The organism is Ferruginivarius sediminum (genome assembly GCF_003344765.1).
Classification (GTDB): domain Bacteria; phylum Pseudomonadota; class Alphaproteobacteria; order Kiloniellales; family Rhodovibrionaceae; genus Ferruginivarius; species Ferruginivarius sediminum.
Window position 1 is genome coordinate 90,295 of the sequence record NZ_QPMH01000013.1, and the last position, 16,062, is coordinate 106,356.

18 protein-coding genes are annotated in these 16,062 nt (G+C 66.7%); 5 read left to right on the forward strand and 13 right to left on the reverse strand.

The genetic code is table 11. The features are described 5' to 3' along the window. Positions 1-3: 3 nt before the first annotated feature. The 5 genes from DRB17_RS13765 to cysE form a co-directional block, all read right to left on the reverse strand. The gene (locus DRB17_RS13765) at positions 4-336 is read right to left on the reverse strand and encodes a ferredoxin family 2Fe-2S iron-sulfur cluster binding protein (protein ID WP_114582799.1); all 333 of its coding nucleotides are present in this window, start codon (positions 334-336) and stop codon (positions 4-6) included. 122 nt (positions 337-458) lie between these two features. Then, on the reverse strand, positions 459-1,652 hold the full coding sequence (locus DRB17_RS13770) for an IscS subfamily cysteine desulfurase (RefSeq protein WP_114582800.1): 1,194 nt from the start codon (positions 1,650-1,652) through the stop codon (positions 459-461). Positions 1,653-1,707: 55 nt separating this feature from the next. After that, positions 1,708-2,835: a cysteine desulfurase family protein gene (locus DRB17_RS13775; RefSeq protein WP_114582801.1), complete on the reverse strand. Its 1,128-nt coding sequence runs from the start codon at positions 2,833-2,835 to the stop codon at positions 1,708-1,710. A 47-nt stretch (positions 2,836-2,882) separates the two neighbouring features. After that, positions 2,883-3,362 (reverse strand): Rrf2 family transcriptional regulator, encoded by a 480-nt coding sequence (locus tag DRB17_RS13780; protein WP_114582802.1) that lies wholly within the window; start codon positions 3,360-3,362, stop codon positions 2,883-2,885. Between the two features lie 58 nt (positions 3,363-3,420). After that, positions 3,421-4,194: a serine O-acetyltransferase gene (gene cysE, locus DRB17_RS13785; protein ID WP_114582815.1), complete on the reverse strand. Its 774-nt coding sequence runs from the start codon at positions 4,192-4,194 to the stop codon at positions 3,421-3,423. 234 nt (positions 4,195-4,428) lie between these two features. Here cysE and DRB17_RS13790 point away from each other — a divergent pair, with 234 nt between their 5' ends. Continuing rightward, on the forward strand, positions 4,429-5,097 hold the full coding sequence (locus DRB17_RS13790; RefSeq protein WP_114582803.1) for an alpha/beta hydrolase: 669 nt from the start codon (positions 4,429-4,431) through the stop codon (positions 5,095-5,097). A 13-nt stretch (positions 5,098-5,110) separates the two neighbouring features. On the opposite strand, the gene DRB17_RS13795 is transcribed toward DRB17_RS13790, so the two are convergent. Further along, positions 5,111-6,247 (reverse strand): anhydro-N-acetylmuramic acid kinase, encoded by a 1,137-nt coding sequence (locus DRB17_RS13795; RefSeq protein ID WP_114582804.1) that lies wholly within the window; start codon positions 6,245-6,247, stop codon positions 5,111-5,113. 104 nt (positions 6,248-6,351) lie between these two features. Between DRB17_RS13795 and tyrS the strand changes: the two genes are divergently transcribed. Together tyrS and DRB17_RS13805 are read left to right on the forward strand one after the other, a co-directional pair. Then, positions 6,352-7,608 (forward strand): tyrosine--tRNA ligase, encoded by a 1,257-nt coding sequence (tyrS, locus tag DRB17_RS13800; protein ID WP_114582805.1) that lies wholly within the window; start codon positions 6,352-6,354, stop codon positions 7,606-7,608. A 122-nt stretch (positions 7,609-7,730) separates the two neighbouring features. After that, positions 7,731-8,540 carry a metal-dependent hydrolase gene (locus DRB17_RS13805; RefSeq protein ID WP_114582806.1) on the forward strand — a complete coding sequence of 270 codons (810 nt, stop codon included), beginning with the start codon at positions 7,731-7,733 and terminating at the stop codon, positions 8,538-8,540. Here the strand turns inward: DRB17_RS13805 and DRB17_RS13810 are convergent. The 7 genes from DRB17_RS13810 to DRB17_RS13840 form a co-directional block, all read right to left on the reverse strand. Further along, complete coding sequence (locus DRB17_RS13810; protein ID WP_206607891.1) at positions 8,537-9,205, reverse strand: DUF1194 domain-containing protein; 669 nt, start codon at positions 9,203-9,205, stop codon at positions 8,537-8,539. The two genes, DRB17_RS13805 and DRB17_RS13810, sit on opposite strands and share 4 nt — an antisense overlap. A 183-nt stretch (positions 9,206-9,388) precedes the next feature. After that, the gene (locus DRB17_RS13815) at positions 9,389-10,900 is read right to left on the reverse strand and encodes a di-heme oxidoredictase family protein (protein ID WP_114582808.1); all 1,512 of its coding nucleotides are present in this window, start codon (positions 10,898-10,900) and stop codon (positions 9,389-9,391) included. 325 nt (positions 10,901-11,225) lie between these two features. Next, entirely contained in the window at positions 11,226-11,471 is a 246-nt protein-coding gene (locus DRB17_RS20575; RefSeq protein ID WP_206607892.1) for a hypothetical protein, read from the reverse strand. Between the two features lie 10 nt (positions 11,472-11,481). Then, entirely contained in the window at positions 11,482-13,524 is a 2,043-nt protein-coding gene (locus DRB17_RS13825) for an NADH:flavin oxidoreductase (RefSeq protein ID WP_114582809.1), read from the reverse strand. 186 nt (positions 13,525-13,710) lie between these two features. Continuing rightward, positions 13,711-13,962 carry an SHOCT domain-containing protein gene (locus tag DRB17_RS13830; RefSeq protein WP_206607893.1) on the reverse strand — a complete coding sequence of 84 codons (252 nt, stop codon included), beginning with the start codon at positions 13,960-13,962 and terminating at the stop codon, positions 13,711-13,713. Continuing rightward, entirely contained in the window at positions 13,962-14,417 is a 456-nt protein-coding gene (locus DRB17_RS13835; protein WP_114582810.1) for a MarR family transcriptional regulator, read from the reverse strand. Before DRB17_RS13835 ends, DRB17_RS13830 begins: the two co-directional genes overlap by 1 nt. Beyond that, entirely contained in the window at positions 14,414-15,037 is a 624-nt protein-coding gene (locus DRB17_RS13840) for a class I SAM-dependent methyltransferase (protein ID WP_206607894.1), read from the reverse strand. Before DRB17_RS13840 ends, DRB17_RS13835 begins: the two co-directional genes overlap by 4 nt. 198 nt (positions 15,038-15,235) lie before the next feature. Between DRB17_RS13840 and DRB17_RS13845 the strand changes: the two genes are divergently transcribed. Both DRB17_RS13845 and DRB17_RS13850 read left to right on the forward strand, forming a co-directional pair. Continuing rightward, positions 15,236-15,604 (forward strand): LysR family transcriptional regulator, encoded by a 369-nt coding sequence (locus DRB17_RS13845; RefSeq protein ID WP_114582811.1) that lies wholly within the window; start codon positions 15,236-15,238, stop codon positions 15,602-15,604. 48 nt (positions 15,605-15,652) lie between these two features. Continuing rightward, positions 15,653-15,955, forward strand: coding sequence for a hypothetical protein (locus DRB17_RS13850; protein ID WP_114582812.1), 303 nt, complete (start codon positions 15,653-15,655; stop codon positions 15,953-15,955). Positions 15,956-16,062: the final 107 nt, after the last annotated feature.

The following is a 16,062-nucleotide window of genomic DNA, read 5'->3' on the forward strand; positions in this document are numbered from 1 at the left end:
CGGTTACATGTCCATCCAGTTGACGACCTGATCGGGAAGCTTCACCACCAGGCCGTCGAGTTCCTCGGTCATGATGATCTGGCAGCCCAGGCGCGAGGTCTTGGTGAGGCCAAAGGCGAGGTCAAGCATGTCCTCCTCGTCCTCGGAAGGCTCCTCAAGCTTTCCGTACCACGACTTGTCCACGACGATGTGGCAGGTGGAGCAGGCAAGAGAGCCCTCGCACGCCCCCTCCATGTCGATGCCGTTGCGGTGGGCGATCTCCAGAATCGACAGCCCGATCGGGGCCTCGACTTCCTTGCGGCTTCCATCCTTCTGAACGAAGGTCATCTTCGGCATGGTGCAGTCGTCCTCGCCTCTCTTCAGGCCCGTGTCGTTTCAGGCCGGTATCTTTCGCGGATTAGGCCGTGACTTACCGATATGTTTATCCGAAGGCCAGAGTCGATTTTCGCAATCCCGCGTCATTCCGCCGCAGGCGTGCGAGCCGGACGTTCGACCGTGCCTTCCGCCAGCAGATCGTTCGCGGCGGCAGCGATTTGGGCCACCGCGCTGTCGATCTCCTCGGCGGTGGTGAAGCGGCCCAGGCCGATCCGCAGGCTGGCCGCCGCATCGCTGTCCGGCAAGCCCAACGCCGACAGCACGTAGGACGGCTCGACCGACGCCGAGGAACAGGCGGAAGCGGTGGAGACAGCCACGCCGTCCAGCTTCTCGATCAGGGCCTCCGCCTCGATACCCGGCAGGGTGACGTTCAGATTTCCGGGTATCCGCGCATCCATGTCGCCATTGACACGCAGGTCCGATACCTGCGCCCGCAAGGCCCGAAGCAGCCGGTCCCGCAGTTCGCAAAGGCGCGCGCTCTCGCCGGCCATCTCCTCTCCGGCCACGCGGCAAGCCGTGCCGAGCCCCACGGCCAGCGGCACCGGCACGGTGCCCGAGCGCATCGCCCGCTCCTGCCCGCCGCCGTCGATCAGCGGCTGGATCCGCGCGCGCGGCCGGCGGCGGATATACAGCGCGCCGATACCCTTGGGGCCATAGACCTTGTGGCCGGAGATCGACAGCAGGTCGATGTTCATCTCCCGCACGTCCAGCGGGATCTTGCCCACAGCCTGCGCGGCGTCCGTATGGAAATAGACCCCGCGCTCCCGACACAGCGCCCCGATCTCGCTCAACGGCTGGATCACGCCGATCTCGTTGTTCACCGCCATGATCGAGACCAGTACCGTATCCTCGCGCATCGCCGAGGCGAGGGTGTCCGGATCGACGAGGCCGTTCGCGCGCACCGGCAGATAGGTGACCTCGAAGCCCTCGCTTTCCAGCCGCTTGCAGCTCTCCAGAACACATTTGTGTTCCGTCGCGGCGGTGACGATATGCTTCTTGTCGAACTGTGCATGGAAATGCGCCGCGCCCTTGATCGCCGTGTTGTTGGACTCCGTCGCACCGGAGGTGAACACGACCTCGCGCGGCTCGGCGCCGATCAACGCGGCGACCTCGGTGCGCGCCTGCTCCACCGCCGCCTCGGCTTTCCGGCCATAGGCGTGGTGGACACTGTGCGGGTTGCCGAAATGCTCCGCGAAGTACGGCCACATGGCGTCCAGCACGCGCGGATCCACGGGCGTGGTGGCCTGATAGTCAAGGTAGATCGGGCGCTGGCTCATGGCTCTCGCTTGGACGCTTTCCAGAACTGTCATGTTTCGCGCAAGGCGGCCGGATTCAAGCCGCCGGGCTGGCTTCCGCCGCGCCCTGGTGGCGGCGGGCAACACGGCTCCAGGCATCGAGGAACCGCTCTATATCCCCCTCCGCCGTTCGCCAGCCCAGGCTGACGCGGATCGCGCTGCCGGCCTCGTCCCGCGCCACACCCATCGCCGCCAGAACGTGCGAGGGATGCACCTTCCCCGACGAGCACGCCGAGCCCGAGGACACCGCCACCCCCGCCAGATCGAGCGCCATGACCTGGGTTTCCGCCGTCACGCCGGGCAGGCCGATACAGCTTGTGTTCGCAAGGCGGGGTGCGTCCGCGCCATGGATCGTCACCATTGGCGCCACGCGACGCACCTGCGCCTCCAGCCGGTCGCGCCATTCACCGAGACGCTTCATGCCGTCGATCCCGGCCATCGCCGCCTGCGCCGCCGCGCCGAAGCCGGCGATGGCGGGCACGTTTTCGGTGCCGGCGCGGAAGCCGCGCTCCTGTCCGCCGCCGTGGACGATGGCCTGCAGCGGCGCCTCGTCCGCGACGATCAGCGCGCCCACGCCCTGCGGCCCGCCCAGCTTGTGCGCGGAGAGGGTCATCAGATCGACACCGAACCTTGCGATATCGACCGGCAGCTTGCCGGCGGCCTGCACCGCGTCGCAGTGGACCCGCGCGCCGAACTGCCGGGCCAGCGTGGCCACTTCGGCCACGGGCTGGATCACGCCGGTCTCGTTGTTCGCCAGCATCACCGACACCAGCGCCGGCCGCGGATCGTCCGCCAGCATCGTTGCCAGCGCCGTCAGGTCGATACGCCCGTCGCGCTGCAGGGGAATGCGCTCGGCCTGCGGCATCGCCCGCAGCACGGAATCGTGCTCGCCCGCCGAAACCAGGATGCGCGGGCGGCCGGTGCCGAGCAGCGCCATGTTGTTGGCTTCGGTGCCGCCGGAGGTAAAGACGACCTGCGACGGCCGCGCCCCGGCAAGCGCGGCGATGGCCTCGCGCGCCGCCTCCACGCGGCGCCGCGTGGCGCGGCCGAAGCGGTGGACCGAGGAGGCGTTGCCCACCTCGCCAAGCGCGGCGGTCATGGCGTCGGCCGCCTCGGGCCGGACCGGGACGGTCGCGTTATAATCGAGATAGACCGGAGTGCTCATGCCTGCCGTGGGCTTCCCCTTTTACCGGTGTTCGAGTGCGGGATAGGTCATTCCGCGGCGACGGAACCGTTGCCCGACCCGTTGTCCGGCGCCCGCTCCCGCCGGCCGGCCGGGATACGCCGCTCGATCACGTCCGCCACGCTGACCGAGGACAGATAGAGATAGATCTGGTTGCCCAGCTCCTCCCAAAGGTCGTGGGTGAGGCACCGCGCCTTGTTGCTGCGGCACCCAAACGGCTGCGCAGGCGAGCAGCGGGTCGCCCGTATCGGCTCGTCGACCGCGAGGATGATATCCGCAACGCGCGTCTCCTCCGCCTCCCGCGCCAGCAGGTAGCCGCCACCGGGGCCGCGGACGCTGTTGACCAGACCGCCCCGGCGCAGCTTCGCGAAAAGCTGTTCCAGGTAGGACAGCGAAATTTCCTGTCGATCGGCGATGTCGGCAAGGGCGACGGGCTTACCGCTATCGCTCTGGCTTGCAAGGTCGCACATCGCCATCACGGCGTACCGGCCCTTTGCACTCAGCTTCATGACAGATCAGTCTCCTCGCGCGCTGATCGCGCTGCCGGGATCGACAGCGCGCCGGCCGTCAGCACTTCCCTTCCACACGGCTCTGCCGGGTTTCCTCGCGTTCCGTCTCCTGCTCCTCGCCGTGAGGCGGCAGCGTTCCCCGGCCCTCGCCCTGCTGCGACTCAAGTTCCTGCACGCGGGCGCGCAGTCCGTGCACCTCCTGCAGCAAGCCGTCCAGGGCGCGGGCCACCGGGTCGGGGATGTCGCCCGTCGGCGTGCCGTAGGCGACGAAGCGCGGCTCCGCCTCGTGCGGCTGGTCGCGCATCGGCAGTTGCTTGGCCGGGTTGCCCACCATCGTGGCACGCGCCGGCACCGGCTTGGTCACTACCGCGTTGGCGCCGATGCGCGCACATTCGCCAACCTCGAAGGGGCCCAGGACCTGCGCGCCGGAGCCGACGATCACCCGGTCGCCAAGCGTGGGATGACGCTTGCGGTTGCGCTGCTCGTCGCTGTTCTCGCTGGGCGATATGCCGCCCAGTGTGACGCCGTGATAGAGCGTGACATCGTCGCCGATCTCGGCCGTCTCGCCGATGACGACGCCCATGCCGTGATCGATGAAGAGGTTACGGCCAATCCTGGCGCCAGGATGAATCTCGATACCGGTGAGAACGCGGCCAAGGTGCGAAACCCAGCGCCCGCTCAGGTGAAAACCATGCCGCCACAGCCAGTTGGCCATACGATAGAAGGCCAAGGCCTGGAATCCGGGATAGCAAAGCACTACCTCTAGCCAGGAGCGTGCCGCCGGATCGCGGGCCATGATGCCGTCGATTTCGTCCCGCAGACTCTTGAACATGGCTTCCACCATCGTGGTAGTAGTGTGCGCGGACTTTGGCGCCGTCGTGCCGCCGGGCGGAATGACACCGAAGGCAGCAAAGACCTGTTTGCGATATAGTATGCCTGAGTAAATTGATCAAGTTTTCGCCACGCCCGGCCGACGGGCCTCGATCGCCCCGACCCGCGGGGCGGGAAGCAACGACGGGAACGGCCGACGACCGTTACGCAAGACTGGGACCGAAGACACGACACAATGCCTGATGTGATCTTTGCCGGGCCGGAAGGCCGACTGGAGGGGCGCTACCAGCATGGGCGTACGCCCAAGGCGCCCATCGCCCTCATGCTGCACCCGCACCCGCAGCATGGCGGAACCATGAACAACAAGGTGGTCTACAACCTCTATCAGACCTTCGCCCGGCAGGGCTTCTCGGTCCTGCGGTTCAACTTCCGCGGCGTGGGCCGCTCACAGGGCGAATTCGATAGGGGCGAGGGCGAGCTTTCCGACGCCGCCTCGGCGCTGGACTGGCTGCAGATGTACAACGAAGGCGCCGCCAGTTGCTGGATTGCCGGCTTCTCCTTCGGCGCCTGGATCGGCATGCAGCTTCTGATGCGCCGGCCGGAGATCAGCGGCTTCATCTCGGTGGCGCCGCCGGCGAACATGTACGATTTCTCCTTCCTTGCTCCCTGCCCCTCCTCTGGGTTGGTGCTGCAGGGCGACAAGGACGACATCGTGCCGGAGCCGTCGGTGGCAAAGCTGGTGAACAAGCTCTCGCAGCAGCGCGACATCACGGTCGACTACCGCGTGGTGCAGGGGGCGAACCACTTCTTCACGGACCGGATGGAGGAGATGACGGGCCACGTGGAGGACTACCTGCGCCAGCACGCCGAGGGCGCGCAGGAAGCGCAGGCCGCCGCGCGCTAAGCGGGATCGGCCGTCAGAATCCCCGCGCCGCACCCCCGGCCGCCGCGCCGCCACCTGCTTTTGCCGGCGATGCGGCATGATGTCGCCCGCCGGGCATCGGCCTCGGCACGCCCGTGGTTTCGGGCAGCGACAGCGGCCAGCCGTTCAGCGCGCGTAGCGCCAGATAGGCAAAAGCCTCCGCCTCCAACGCGTCGCCGTCCCAGCCCGCCGCCTCCACCGGCTCCACCGGCACCTCCAAAACCCGGCGCAGAGCATCCATCAGCGCGGGGTTGTGCCGTCCGCCGCCGGTGACCAGCCAGCGGCGCGGCGCTGCCGGCAAATGCGGCAGCGCCGCGGCCACCGATCCCGCGGTGAAAGCGGCCAGCGTCGCCGCCGCATCTTCCAGCGACAGGGGCTCGACCCGCGCCGCGTCGAAGGCATCGCGATCCAAAGACTTCGGCGGAGGCGCGGCGAAATAGGGATGCTCCAGCAGACGCGCCAGCACCGCCTCGTCCACGCGCCCCGCCGCCGCGATAGCGCCGCCGGCGTCGAATGCATCGCCGGTGCGCCGGAACACCAGATCGTCGATCAGCGCGTTGCCGGGACCGGTGTCGCAGGCGATGATCCGGCCATCCGCGCCCAACCAGGTGACATTCCCGACGCCGCCCAGATTCAGGACCGCCAGCGGCTTGTCCAGTGCGGCGGCGCGGGCGGCATGATAGAGCGGCGCCAAGGGTGCGCCCTGCCCGCCCGCCGCGACGTCGGCGGCACGGAAGTCGTTCACCGTATCGACGCCGGTCAACGCCGCCAGCCGCGCGCCGTCGCCGATCTGCAAGGTCATGCCCGCCGCCGGATTATGATGCACAGTATGGCCGTGGAAGCCGATGACGCGCACGCTGGACCTCGCGATGCCGGATGTCGAGAGCAGCGCCTCGACCGCGTCGGCGTGCAGGTCGGTCAATTCGCGCGCCACCGCCGCCACGTCGCCTTCCCCGTTGACGAGAGCGGTCAGGCGCTCGCGGAACACCGGGCCGTAAGGTCGGGACAGCGACGCGCCGGCAACGACGCGGCTGGCGCCGTCACTCTGGATCAAGGCGGCGTCGATGCCGTCGCGGGAAGTGCCGCTCATCAGGCCGAGGGCCCACACGAGATCGGACTTGGTCTCGGTCATGGCATTCCCCCTGCCCCGTGCGACCGCGCACGCGTGGCGTCGATTGGCAACATCGGGCGATTGTGCTAAGTGCCCGCGCGCCCTGCAAGCTGAAGTGAGCCGAGATGAGTCAGCCGAAATCCGAATTCCTCCGGGAAGCGCAAGCACGCGGTTACATCCACCAGGCGACCGACACCGACGGCCTGGACACCGTCCTGTGCGAAAAGGCACCGGTGCCGGCCTATATCGGCTTCGACTGCACGGCGGATTCGCTGCACGTCGGCTCGCTGGTGCCGATCATGCTGCTGCGCCTGCTGCAACAGACGGGTCACAAGCCGGTAGTGCTGATGGGCGGCGGCACGACGAAGATCGGCGACCCTTCCGGCAAGGACGGCCAGCGCCAGCTTCTCGGCGACGACGAGATCCAGGCCAACATGGCCGGAATCAAGGCGATTTTCCGCCAGTTCCTCACGTTCGGCGACGGACCGACCGACGCCGTCATGGTGAACAACGACGACTGGCTGCGCGACCTCAACTACATCTCGTTCCTGCGTGACTATGGCCAGCACTTCTCGGTCAATCGGATGCTGACCTTCGACTCCGTGCGCCTGCGCCTGGACCGCGAGCAGCCACTGACGTTCCTGGAGTTCAACTACATGATCCTCCAGGCCTACGACTTCCTGGAGCTGTCGCGCCGGATGGACTGCCGTCTGCAAATGGGCGGCTCGGACCAGTGGGGCAATATCGTCAACGGTGTCGAGCTGACCCGCCGGGTGGACGGGCGAGAGCTGTTCGGTCTGACCACGCCGCTGATGACCACGGCCTCCGGCCAGAAGATGGGCAAGACCCATCAGGGAGCCATCTGGCTGAACGAGAAGAACCTGTCCAGCTACGACTACTATCAGTTCTGGCGCAACACCGAGGACGCCGACGTCGGCCGCTTCCTGCGCCTGTTCACCGGCCTGCCGATCGAGGAGATCGAACGGCTGGAGGCGCTGCCGGGCGCGGAGATCAACGAGGCGAAGAAGGTCCTGGCGTTCGAGGCCACGAAGCTGTGCCGCGGCGAGGACGCAGCCGCCACCGCCGCCGAAACGGCCCGCCGCGTGTTCGAGGAGCACACGCTGGGCGAGGATCTGCCGCGCATCGCCGTGTCCCGTGACCGGCTGGCCGGCGGCGTGCCGTTGTACGAACTTTTGCGCGAAACCGGCCTTGCCAATACGAACGGCGAGGCTCGCCGGCTCATCAAGGGCGGCGGCGCCAGGGTGAACGACGCCAAGATCGCGGACGAATCGGCACAGGTGAGCGCGGCCGACATCGGCGAGAACGGGGTTATCAAGCTCTCCGCCGGCAAGAAGCGGCATGCGCTGGTGGAGGTCGGGTAACAGCTACTCCAGACGCGGCAACCGTCTTCGCTTCCCTCGTCGCAGCCCTGGCGAGCCGTGTTATGCTCTCATCGGTGGAGCGATACGGCTTCGACGAACCAACGGACGGGAGGAGCGACGATATGTTTCGCTGCCTGAAGACCTTCACGCTGACACTCGCGTTAAGCGTGTTCGGGGCACCGGCCTGGAGCGCGGACGTACAGTGGTTCGGGCAAGCCGCTTACAAGATCACCACGTCCCGCGATCAGGTGATCCTGATCGACCCCTTCATAACCGGAAATCCGCTGACGCCCGACGAGCACAAGGATCTTGCCGCGCTTGGCGACGTGGATCTGATCCTCGTCACCCATGGCCATGGCGACCATATCGGCGATACCGGCGAGATCGCCAGGATGACGGGCGCCAAGGTCGCTCTGAACGCGGACATGGGACACACCTTCCGCACGCTGGGTATCGTGCCGGCGGACCAGTTGATCCGCTTCAACAAGGGTGGTCCCATCGAGCCGCTGGAAGGCGTGACGGTCACGATGACGCACGCCGAACACAGCTCCGAAGTCGTCCACGCCAACCCGGAAACCGGCGCGGAGCAGGTCTATCCCGGCGGCGAGCCCGCCGGCTATATCATTGAGTTGAGCAACGGTCCGACGCTCTATCATGCCGGCGACACGGGCGTGTTCTCGGACATGGCGTTCATCGCCGATTACTACCGGCCGGACGTCGCATTCCTCCCCATCGGCGGGCACTTCACGATGGACCCGGCCCATGCTGCCTACGCGGTCGAGAACCTTCTGAAGACCGAAATCGTCGTGCCGATGCACTACGGGACTTTCCCGCCATTGAAGGGTACGCCCGAGGCGTTCAAGGAAGCGCTGGGGGACGATTACCAAGGCAACGTCGTGGTGATGGAACCGGGCGAGACGCGGCAGTTCTAGCTGGCAGGGGCCTTGGTTCGGGCGGGTTTTCCCGCGATTTCCAGTATCAGCTTGCGGCGCACCGCGTCGGTGAAGCGCGTCGTGTTATCCGCGCTGATGACGAAGCTGCCCGGCCCGCCCGTAATCGACCGTTCGAACGCCGAGACGAGGTCGTAGCTCACCGGCGGCCCGCTGCAGGCATAGCAAAGAACTGCCAACCCGTTGATGGTGACGCCGGCGGCAAGGGCCTGCGCGCGGGCGGGCGCCAGTGGCGGTCCGTCCATGTTGTTCGCACTGTCGCCCGAAAAATCGATCACCTTGCGGGCCGCATCATAGGCGTTGGTCTCGATAAGCTCGTGAGCCAGGGCAATGGCCGTCCCGATAGCGTTGACGCCCTCTGCCCGATCCGTCGAGGACAGCAGAGTGTCAGCAAAGCGCGCGGCACTTTCCGGGCCATCAATCGCCATCCACGGAACGATCAGCTTCTGCGAATGCGCCCCGCCCCATTCGACATAGGCGACCGCAATCCGCTGGTAATAGCCACCGCCAATCGCCGCCAGGACCGCCGGGTCCTGCATGGCGGTGGCATAGCCCTCACGCTGGAAGCGAAGCTCGGCGGCATCGATGGAGCGCGAGCCATCCGCCAGCAGCACGAGTTCCAGGTCCACCCCTTCCTGCGCCGCCACCGTTCCATTCGCGAGCAGGGACACAACCAGGGCAACCACGGCATGCCGAGCTATCGACCGCAATGCACGCATATTTCAGCTTAGCGCCGCCTGCAGCCGGGCGAAAGTTACCCGAAAGAACCGACGACTGGAAGGTGCCCCGCCGCCCGGACCGGACGACGGGGCGCGAGAAAAATTCCAACGCTACTTGAAGAATGGGGAGCCCGACTGCGCCAAGGCCCTGACATTGCTTCCCCGGCGAAACACGCCCTGCCAGCCGTCCGTCTTAACGCGCGGAGAGTTCGGCGGCAGTACCTGCAGCGACTTCAGGAAGCTGACGATGGCGGCGCGATCCTCGACCAGCAGCTCGTCAAAGGCGTCGCGGGACTCGCGGGCCTCACCGCCGTGGGCGAGGATGGCTTCGGTGATGGTCGTCAAATCCCCGCGATGGCCGTAGGGGGCCGAGTTGCCGACGTCCCAGAGCTTGCGGGTGATGAAGAACTCGCGGCCCGGGCGGCCGTCCTGCTCGGGCCGGCCCTGGTCGAGCTGCTCGTTGCAGAAGAAGCGGATGGCGTCCGGCCTGTCCTCGGGGTCGCAAAGGTTGTGACGCTTGAGGTCGGTGTAGGCGCGGACGATGGCGCCGCCGCCGCGCGCCCGCTCCAGCCGCGGCCGCTCGCCGTCGCGTGTCATGTCGAACGACACGGCCTGCGCGGCTTCGTTGAACGTGCCGTCGGGATTGAGCTCGTACGGCTCAACATACATTCGGCTGTTGAGGCGCATTGCCGGCACGTGACAGGAGGCACAGCCCACGTCCGAAAAAAGCTGTTCGCCACGCCGGACCTCGCGCCGTTCGTCCCGGTCCGCCGGCAGCACCTGGCCCGGCACGCCAAGGGCGGCCTGGAAGATCGTCGCGGCCGTTATGTCGCCGACGGTCAGCTCATGCTCCACCCCGTCCTCGTCGAAATCCGGGTCGAACCCCTTCGCCGGATTGAGGTCGAAGCGCTCTTCCGCCTGCATGCCGTGGTGGTGGTTATAGGCGTTCACCGTGAACTCGCGCACGGAGCGCACCACCCCAGCCTGATGGAACGGCTTCACGACCAGGTCGGTGTCGATGCCGCGGCTGGCGACAACCTCACCACCGGCGATGGTGACCTCGAAGTCCACCCCCTTCGTCGTCAGGACATGGTCGCCGTCCGGCAGCCCCGTCGCCTGCGCGCGAAGCTCCGCCGTCATCTCGCGGCCAAGCATGTCGATGGCGCCCGAGCCGAACATGCCAAGCGTGTTGCGGCTGTTGCTGAACTCGGGACTGACACTCTCGGTCACCGGATCCAGCGCCTGCGCCAGCACGAAGACGTTGGCGACGAAGCCACCGGCGCCGCCCGGCCGCGGATCGCTGTGGCAGCCCGCGCAGGAGTTCGACTCCGGCGCCGAGGTGCGGATGAAGCTGGGCTGGTCCGGCACCCGTTTGTCGCCCGCCCCCGTCGTCGCGGGCCGGCCCTGACCGTCGCACTTGTTCACCTTGGCGACGAAAAGTTCGCGCCCACGCTCGAAGAGTTCCCTGAACGGAACGAAGCCCTCCGCGATATCGGCCTGCTCCAGATGGCCGGACAGGACAGGCGAGTCCGGGAAATCGAGCGGACACGCATGCGGCTCATGCGCCGCGGCCACCCCCGGCGACAACAAAAGCGCGCCGAGGGCGATAAGCCTCAGTTTCATGAATCAATCCCCCAATTTGTCGGCTGCAAACCCCACACGAAAAGACCGCTCGCGTCAGCCGCCCCGCGAGAGGCATTCACACCCATCCACACACCAGTCATCATTTCCGGATTTGCCAATTTTAACAAATGAAAACCCGGATTTAGACCTTTAACATCTGTTATAGAAGCCGAACTTATTTACTATTACCTCCGCTTTGATCGCACGAATCAACTGACGTCTTCACCCAAAGGGGGATGTTATTGCACGATCGACGGCGTGACAGTGACCAGTCTGTGTCACGCGGGGGCATCGCCGTGGACGTCGCTTCGAAACCGAAGCGGCCTCAGGAATCACCCTCGAAACCTGCCAGGTACTTGGCGAGGAGACCGTTGAGGGCGGCCTTGTCCTCATCCGACAACATCGAGGTCAGCCGCGCCTGGGTTTCGACGTGGGCGGTAACGGCGGCGTCTACCGTCCGCCAAGCCGGAACGAGCTTGACGGGGCACGCTTTCAGGGAAGGCACGTGGCGGAGGTTGCCGCGTCGCTGGCGCTGGGACGCGCCGAAGGGGCCCGTCTGTGCGCCTGACACCACGTCTTCGCTAAATGTCCTTCACCACCCGCAGCGCATCGTAGATCGCCGCATGGATGTTCCGGCTGGCCACGGCGTCGCCGATGCGGACCAGCCAGTAACCGCCGTTCGCGCCCTGACCCACGGGCTGCGGGCGGCCGGCGAGCAGGGCGTCGTAGTCAACCTCGCCCCGGTTGGCGGAGCCGTCCTTGAGGTCGAAGTACAGCTCGTCGAAGGGCAAAGTGCCGTGCTCGACCACCACCTGGTCCACGGGGACGATATGGTCAGCCTTGGCGTAGTCGTCCCAGAGCATGGCCTCCAGCTTGTTGCCGTTCCGGCGCAGCCCCAGCAGGCGACGGTTCACCGTGGTCTCGACCCCGAACTGGCCGAACGCCCGGAAGTAGGCAGGATAGTTCGTGCCGCCGATATCGGGAGAAAGCATGCGCTCCGGCGTGACGTAGTGGACGCGGCTGCCCGCGCGGGCCAGGTATTCGGCAGCGGTCACGCCGGGGTGCGCGCCGTTGTCGTCGTAGACCAGCACGTCCTGCCCGGCCACGGCCTGGCCGCTCAGGACGTCCCAACTTGTCGTCGCCAGATTCTCGCCCTCCTCCAGGAAGCTGGTATTGGGTAGCCCGCCGGTGGCGACGACCACGACATCCGGCGCCTCCGCCATCACCTCCGCCCGCTCGGCGAAGGTGTTGATGCGCAGCTCGGCACCGGCGCGCACCGCCTCGTCCTCCAGCCAGTCGATCATGCCCATGATCTCCCCCCGGCGCTGTAACGCGGCGGCAAGGCGGACCTGTCCGCCGGGGCGGTCCGCCGCCTCGAAAACCGTCACGCCGTGCCCGCGCAGTGCCGCGACGCGCGCGGCCTCCAGCCCGGCGGGGCCGGCGCCGACGACCACGACCTTCTTCGCACGCCCCTCGGCCTTCGGAATGACGTGCGGCATCGATTGCTCGCGCCCGGTGGCGGCGTTGTGGATGCACAGCGCGTCGCCGCCCTCGTAGATCCGGTCGATGCAGTAGCCGACGCCGACGCATGGGCGGATGCGCTCCTCGTCCCCGCGAGCCAGCTTCAGCGCGATATGCGGGTCGGCCATGTGCGCGCGGGTCATGCCGACAAGATCGACGTGCCCCTCGGCCACGGCATGGCGGGCGGTCGCCACGTCGTTTATGCGGGCGGCGTGCAGCACCGGCACGCCTAGTTCCCGCTTCACCCGCCCGGCCAGTTCCAGGTGCGGCGCGGCGGGCGTGCCCATGCCGGGAATGACGTGCGACAGGCCCTCATCAGTGTCGATATGGCCCTTGATAACGTTGACGAAGTCCACACCGCCGTCGGCCGTCAGGCGGCGGGCGATCTTCATGCCCTCCTCGCAGCGCAGGCCGTTCTTCAGATCCTCGTCCACCACCATGCGGATGCCGAGGATATAGTCCGCACCTACCTGCCGGCGGATCTCGGCAATGACCTGATGGGCAAAGCGCAGGCGGTTATCGAGCGAGCCGCCGTACTCATCGTCCCGCCGGTTGGTCATCGGCGACCAGAAGGCGTCCAGCAGGTGGCCGTAGGCCTCGATCTCGATGCCGTCCAGGCCGCCGTCCCGGCAACGCCGCGCCGCCATGCCATAGGCGCGCACCACGCGGGCGATGTCGAAGTCCTCCATCGCCTTCGGGAACGCCCTGTGCGCCGGCTCCCGCACGCAGGAGGGAGAGAGCACAGGCAGCCAGTCCGCCGTCATGTTGGCGGTGCGCCGACCCAGGTGGGTGATCTGGCACATCACCGCCGCACCGTGCGCATGCACACCCTCGGCCAGCGCCCGGAAGTGCGGCACGATGGCGTCGTCCCAGAGGTGCAGGTTGCCGAAGGCCGGCGGCGAATCCCGGTCCACCACGGCGGAGCCGCCGATGAACGTCAGCCCGATGCCGCCCTTCGCCTTCTCTTCGTGGTAGAGGCGATAGCGCTCCGTCGGCAGGCCGTTCTCGGCATAGTTCGGCTCGTGCGCGGTGGAGCAAATCCGGTTGCGGAGTTCCAGGTGCTTGAGCGTGAAGGGCTGAAGCAGCGGGTCGTTGCGGGCCATGGTCCTCTCTCTATCGCACTCTGTCGCATCGGATGATGGCATTTTGGCGGTTCGCGCCTAAAGCCGCATTTTTGATGTTCGGTGCCGGCAAGCGGCGCCCGTGCGGCCGACCGTCCGCTTCTCCCTGCTGGTAGAGTTCGTCGACGAAGCCCAGCGGCTTTGCGCGGTCAGCGGTTTGGCCCAGCGTCAGTATCCGAGAGTGCGCCGGCGTTCCTCGAATTCTTCCTTGTCGATCTCGCCCCGCGCGTACCTCTCCTCCAGGATCCTCAATGGCGCCTTTGCGGCAGACCGGGCCTGGTCGGGTCCGCCGTCTGGAAAGCTGCCTCCCAGCCAGCGCACGATGATCACTGCGACGACGATGACGGTGGTCAGGACAAGCACCATCATCAGCGGCCCAAGCACCATCCCGTACCAGGGCATCGTGTGCCAGGGCTCCATCACTGACCTCCGTCCCGTGGCGCCGCCCGCAGCGTAACCTTGCCGCGCCGGGCCAGGTGCGCCAGGAGGTAGGCGGCGCTGGCCTCACCAATCTCCAGAGCTTCAGAGATGCTGGCTTGGTCGGCGTCGGGGGTCTCGCGCAAGTGCTGCATCGCCCGATCTTCGGCCGTTTCGAGCCATTCCTCGAAGAGCGCATGCAGTTCCGGCGTGGCGAAGCCGGCCATGTCTGTGGTCCGTTTGATCGCAGTCAGCATCTCCGCGCACATGCCCATGCACATCTGCATCATCGGCGGTGGGCTGTGGTCCTCCTCGCCCATCCGCTTCATCATCTTCTGCATCATGGCCATGGGGTCGGGCGAGCCGGCCCCCATCTGCGCCATCATTCGCTTCGCCATCTCCATGCCCATCTCCATCGGGCTGCCGCTGCGCCCGGTCGTGTCGTCTTTCTCGGTCATCGCCTCTTTTCCTCCTGCTCCGGGACCTCTTTCTGGAAGATCGCCCCATAGTGGAACGGCGGCAGGTCGACCACTCGATCCTGGACAAACCCTGCCGGCTCCACGGCCTCTCGCACCTGCTCGGGCGACATCCGCATATCCGTGCGCGGGCCGCGTGGCTCTCCGACGACGACCGTGCGCTCGCGCGGCAGTGGATACCAGTTCACGACGATTAGGCATCCCCCGGGTCGGAGCACCCGAGCCGCGGCCATCGCCATTCCGGTCTTGTCCGGGACGCCGTGGAAGGTGTTGGCGATCAGGACGCAGTCGACCTCGCCGTCCAGCAGATCGGGGAGCCCGCGTGCATCCGCGCATATCAGACTGAGCACACTGGCGCCGGCAGCGTCGAGCGCGGCGCGGCATTGCTCGATCATCGCCGGATCGATGTCGACGGCGTACACCTGTCCCTGGACGATCCGTGCGAGTGGCGCCGTGAAGTAGCCGTCGCCGCAACACAGGTCCACAACGGTCATCCCGGGCCGAATGCCGAGCGCCCGCAGGACAGCCTCTGGGCTCGGCCACAGCGCCGCCCACCAGTCCTTATCCGGCATCGCGGTCGCGGGAAAGAAACCCTCGATCATATCGGCCCGCCTCGAGTAACGGCCCTCGAATATGGCAACACTTCGAAGAGATGCCTTGACGCAGATCAGTACAGTGACGATGCCCCGGCGTCCTGCCGGCGCCGATAGGTTCCCCGGACGTTGCAATAAGTTTACGATAGCGGCGTTCAAACGCCGCGTGACGAGCAAAAAATCTCGTTCGAACGATAACCTGATATTATGCAAAGCCTGCGCCGCGCCATGCCCTCGCCCACCAGCCTGTTCGCCTTCAAGGCGACGGCGCGCCTAGGCAGCTTCACGCTGACCGCCGAGGAGCTGAACGCCAGTCAGGCGGCCGTCAGTGCCGGCATCCGCCGGCTGGAGCAGGATCTGGGCACGACGCTGTTCACGCGCGCAAACCGGCGCACCGCGCTGACCGAGAACGGGCGCAAGTTCTTTGGCGACGTTTCGATCGGCCTCACCAGCGAGGGCAGTGGAGGCGCGCTACCGCACCGACCATGGCTTTTACGTCGTCTGGCCGCGTCACCTGCCGCTGAAGGACGATATCCTGGCCATTCGCGACTGGCTGGTGGAGGAAGGCAGCATTGAGCGGCTGGCGACGCTCGATACCGATCCACGCGAGGAGGTTTCAACGTAATGAGCGAGCCCGGCGTCTATGCCCGCGATCCCGACGGCCGCTGGCGGCTGATCCACAGCGACCGCGGGGGTGACTACCATCTTCACGACATCCGCGAGGCCTTCGCAATCGGCACGGCCGGCCAGGACGAGGACGGGACGCCGATGCTGTCGCTGGACCAGCGCGATCTGCGCCAGCTCAAGGCCCTGGCGGACGCGCAGTCGTTCGACCACGATCCGGACCTGATCGCGCTGTGTGGCGACATTTATCGGTTCGCGCAGGAAGGGCGGCAGGTGCGCTACACCTTCCGCCAAGTTTTCTAGCAGGACGCTGAAAAACCCGGCCGAGGCGCGCTCAACCGTTGGATTTTCGGGCGGCGATGTCTGAGCGCGGGCTGGGATCGAGGGCGTTGCATTCCCGGCGGTGGTGG

What these genes read in the sequence shown, in the direction of transcription:
- DRB17_RS13765 (WP_114582799.1), bottom strand. Translation starts at nt 336, where the DNA reads ATGCCGAAGATGACCTTCGTTCAGAAGGATGGAAGCCGCAAGGAAGTC.
- DRB17_RS13770 (WP_114582800.1), bottom strand. Translation starts at nt 1,652, where the DNA reads ATGAGCCAGCGCCCGATCTACCTTGACTATCAGGCCACCACGCCCGTG.
- DRB17_RS13775 (WP_114582801.1), bottom strand. Translation starts at nt 2,835, where the DNA reads ATGAGCACTCCGGTCTATCTCGATTATAACGCGACCGTCCCGGTCCGG.
- DRB17_RS13780 (WP_114582802.1), bottom strand. Translation starts at nt 3,362, where the DNA reads ATGAAGCTGAGTGCAAAGGGCCGGTACGCCGTGATGGCGATGTGCGAC.
- cysE (WP_114582815.1), bottom strand. Translation starts at nt 4,194, where the DNA reads ATGTTCAAGAGTCTGCGGGACGAAATCGACGGCATCATGGCCCGCGAT.
- DRB17_RS13790 (WP_114582803.1), top strand. Translation starts at nt 4,429, where the DNA reads ATGCCTGATGTGATCTTTGCCGGGCCGGAAGGCCGACTGGAGGGGCGC.
- DRB17_RS13795 (WP_114582804.1), bottom strand. Translation starts at nt 6,247, where the DNA reads ATGACCGAGACCAAGTCCGATCTCGTGTGGGCCCTCGGCCTGATGAGC.
- tyrS (WP_114582805.1), top strand. Translation starts at nt 6,352, where the DNA reads ATGAGTCAGCCGAAATCCGAATTCCTCCGGGAAGCGCAAGCACGCGGT.
- DRB17_RS13805 (WP_114582806.1), top strand. Translation starts at nt 7,731, where the DNA reads ATGTTTCGCTGCCTGAAGACCTTCACGCTGACACTCGCGTTAAGCGTG.
- DRB17_RS13815 (WP_114582808.1), bottom strand. Translation starts at nt 10,900, where the DNA reads ATGAAACTGAGGCTTATCGCCCTCGGCGCGCTTTTGTTGTCGCCGGGG.
- DRB17_RS13825 (WP_114582809.1), bottom strand. Translation starts at nt 13,524, where the DNA reads ATGGCCCGCAACGACCCGCTGCTTCAGCCCTTCACGCTCAAGCACCTG.
- DRB17_RS13830 (WP_206607893.1), bottom strand. Translation starts at nt 13,962, where the DNA reads ATGGAGCCCTGGCACACGATGCCCTGGTACGGGATGGTGCTTGGGCCG.
- DRB17_RS13835 (WP_114582810.1), bottom strand. Translation starts at nt 14,417, where the DNA reads ATGACCGAGAAAGACGACACGACCGGGCGCAGCGGCAGCCCGATGGAG.
- DRB17_RS13840 (WP_206607894.1), bottom strand. Translation starts at nt 15,037, where the DNA reads ATGATCGAGGGTTTCTTTCCCGCGACCGCGATGCCGGATAAGGACTGG.
- DRB17_RS13845 (WP_114582811.1), top strand. Translation starts at nt 15,236, where the DNA reads ATGCAAAGCCTGCGCCGCGCCATGCCCTCGCCCACCAGCCTGTTCGCC.
- DRB17_RS13850 (WP_114582812.1), top strand. Translation starts at nt 15,653, where the DNA reads ATGAGCGAGCCCGGCGTCTATGCCCGCGATCCCGACGGCCGCTGGCGG.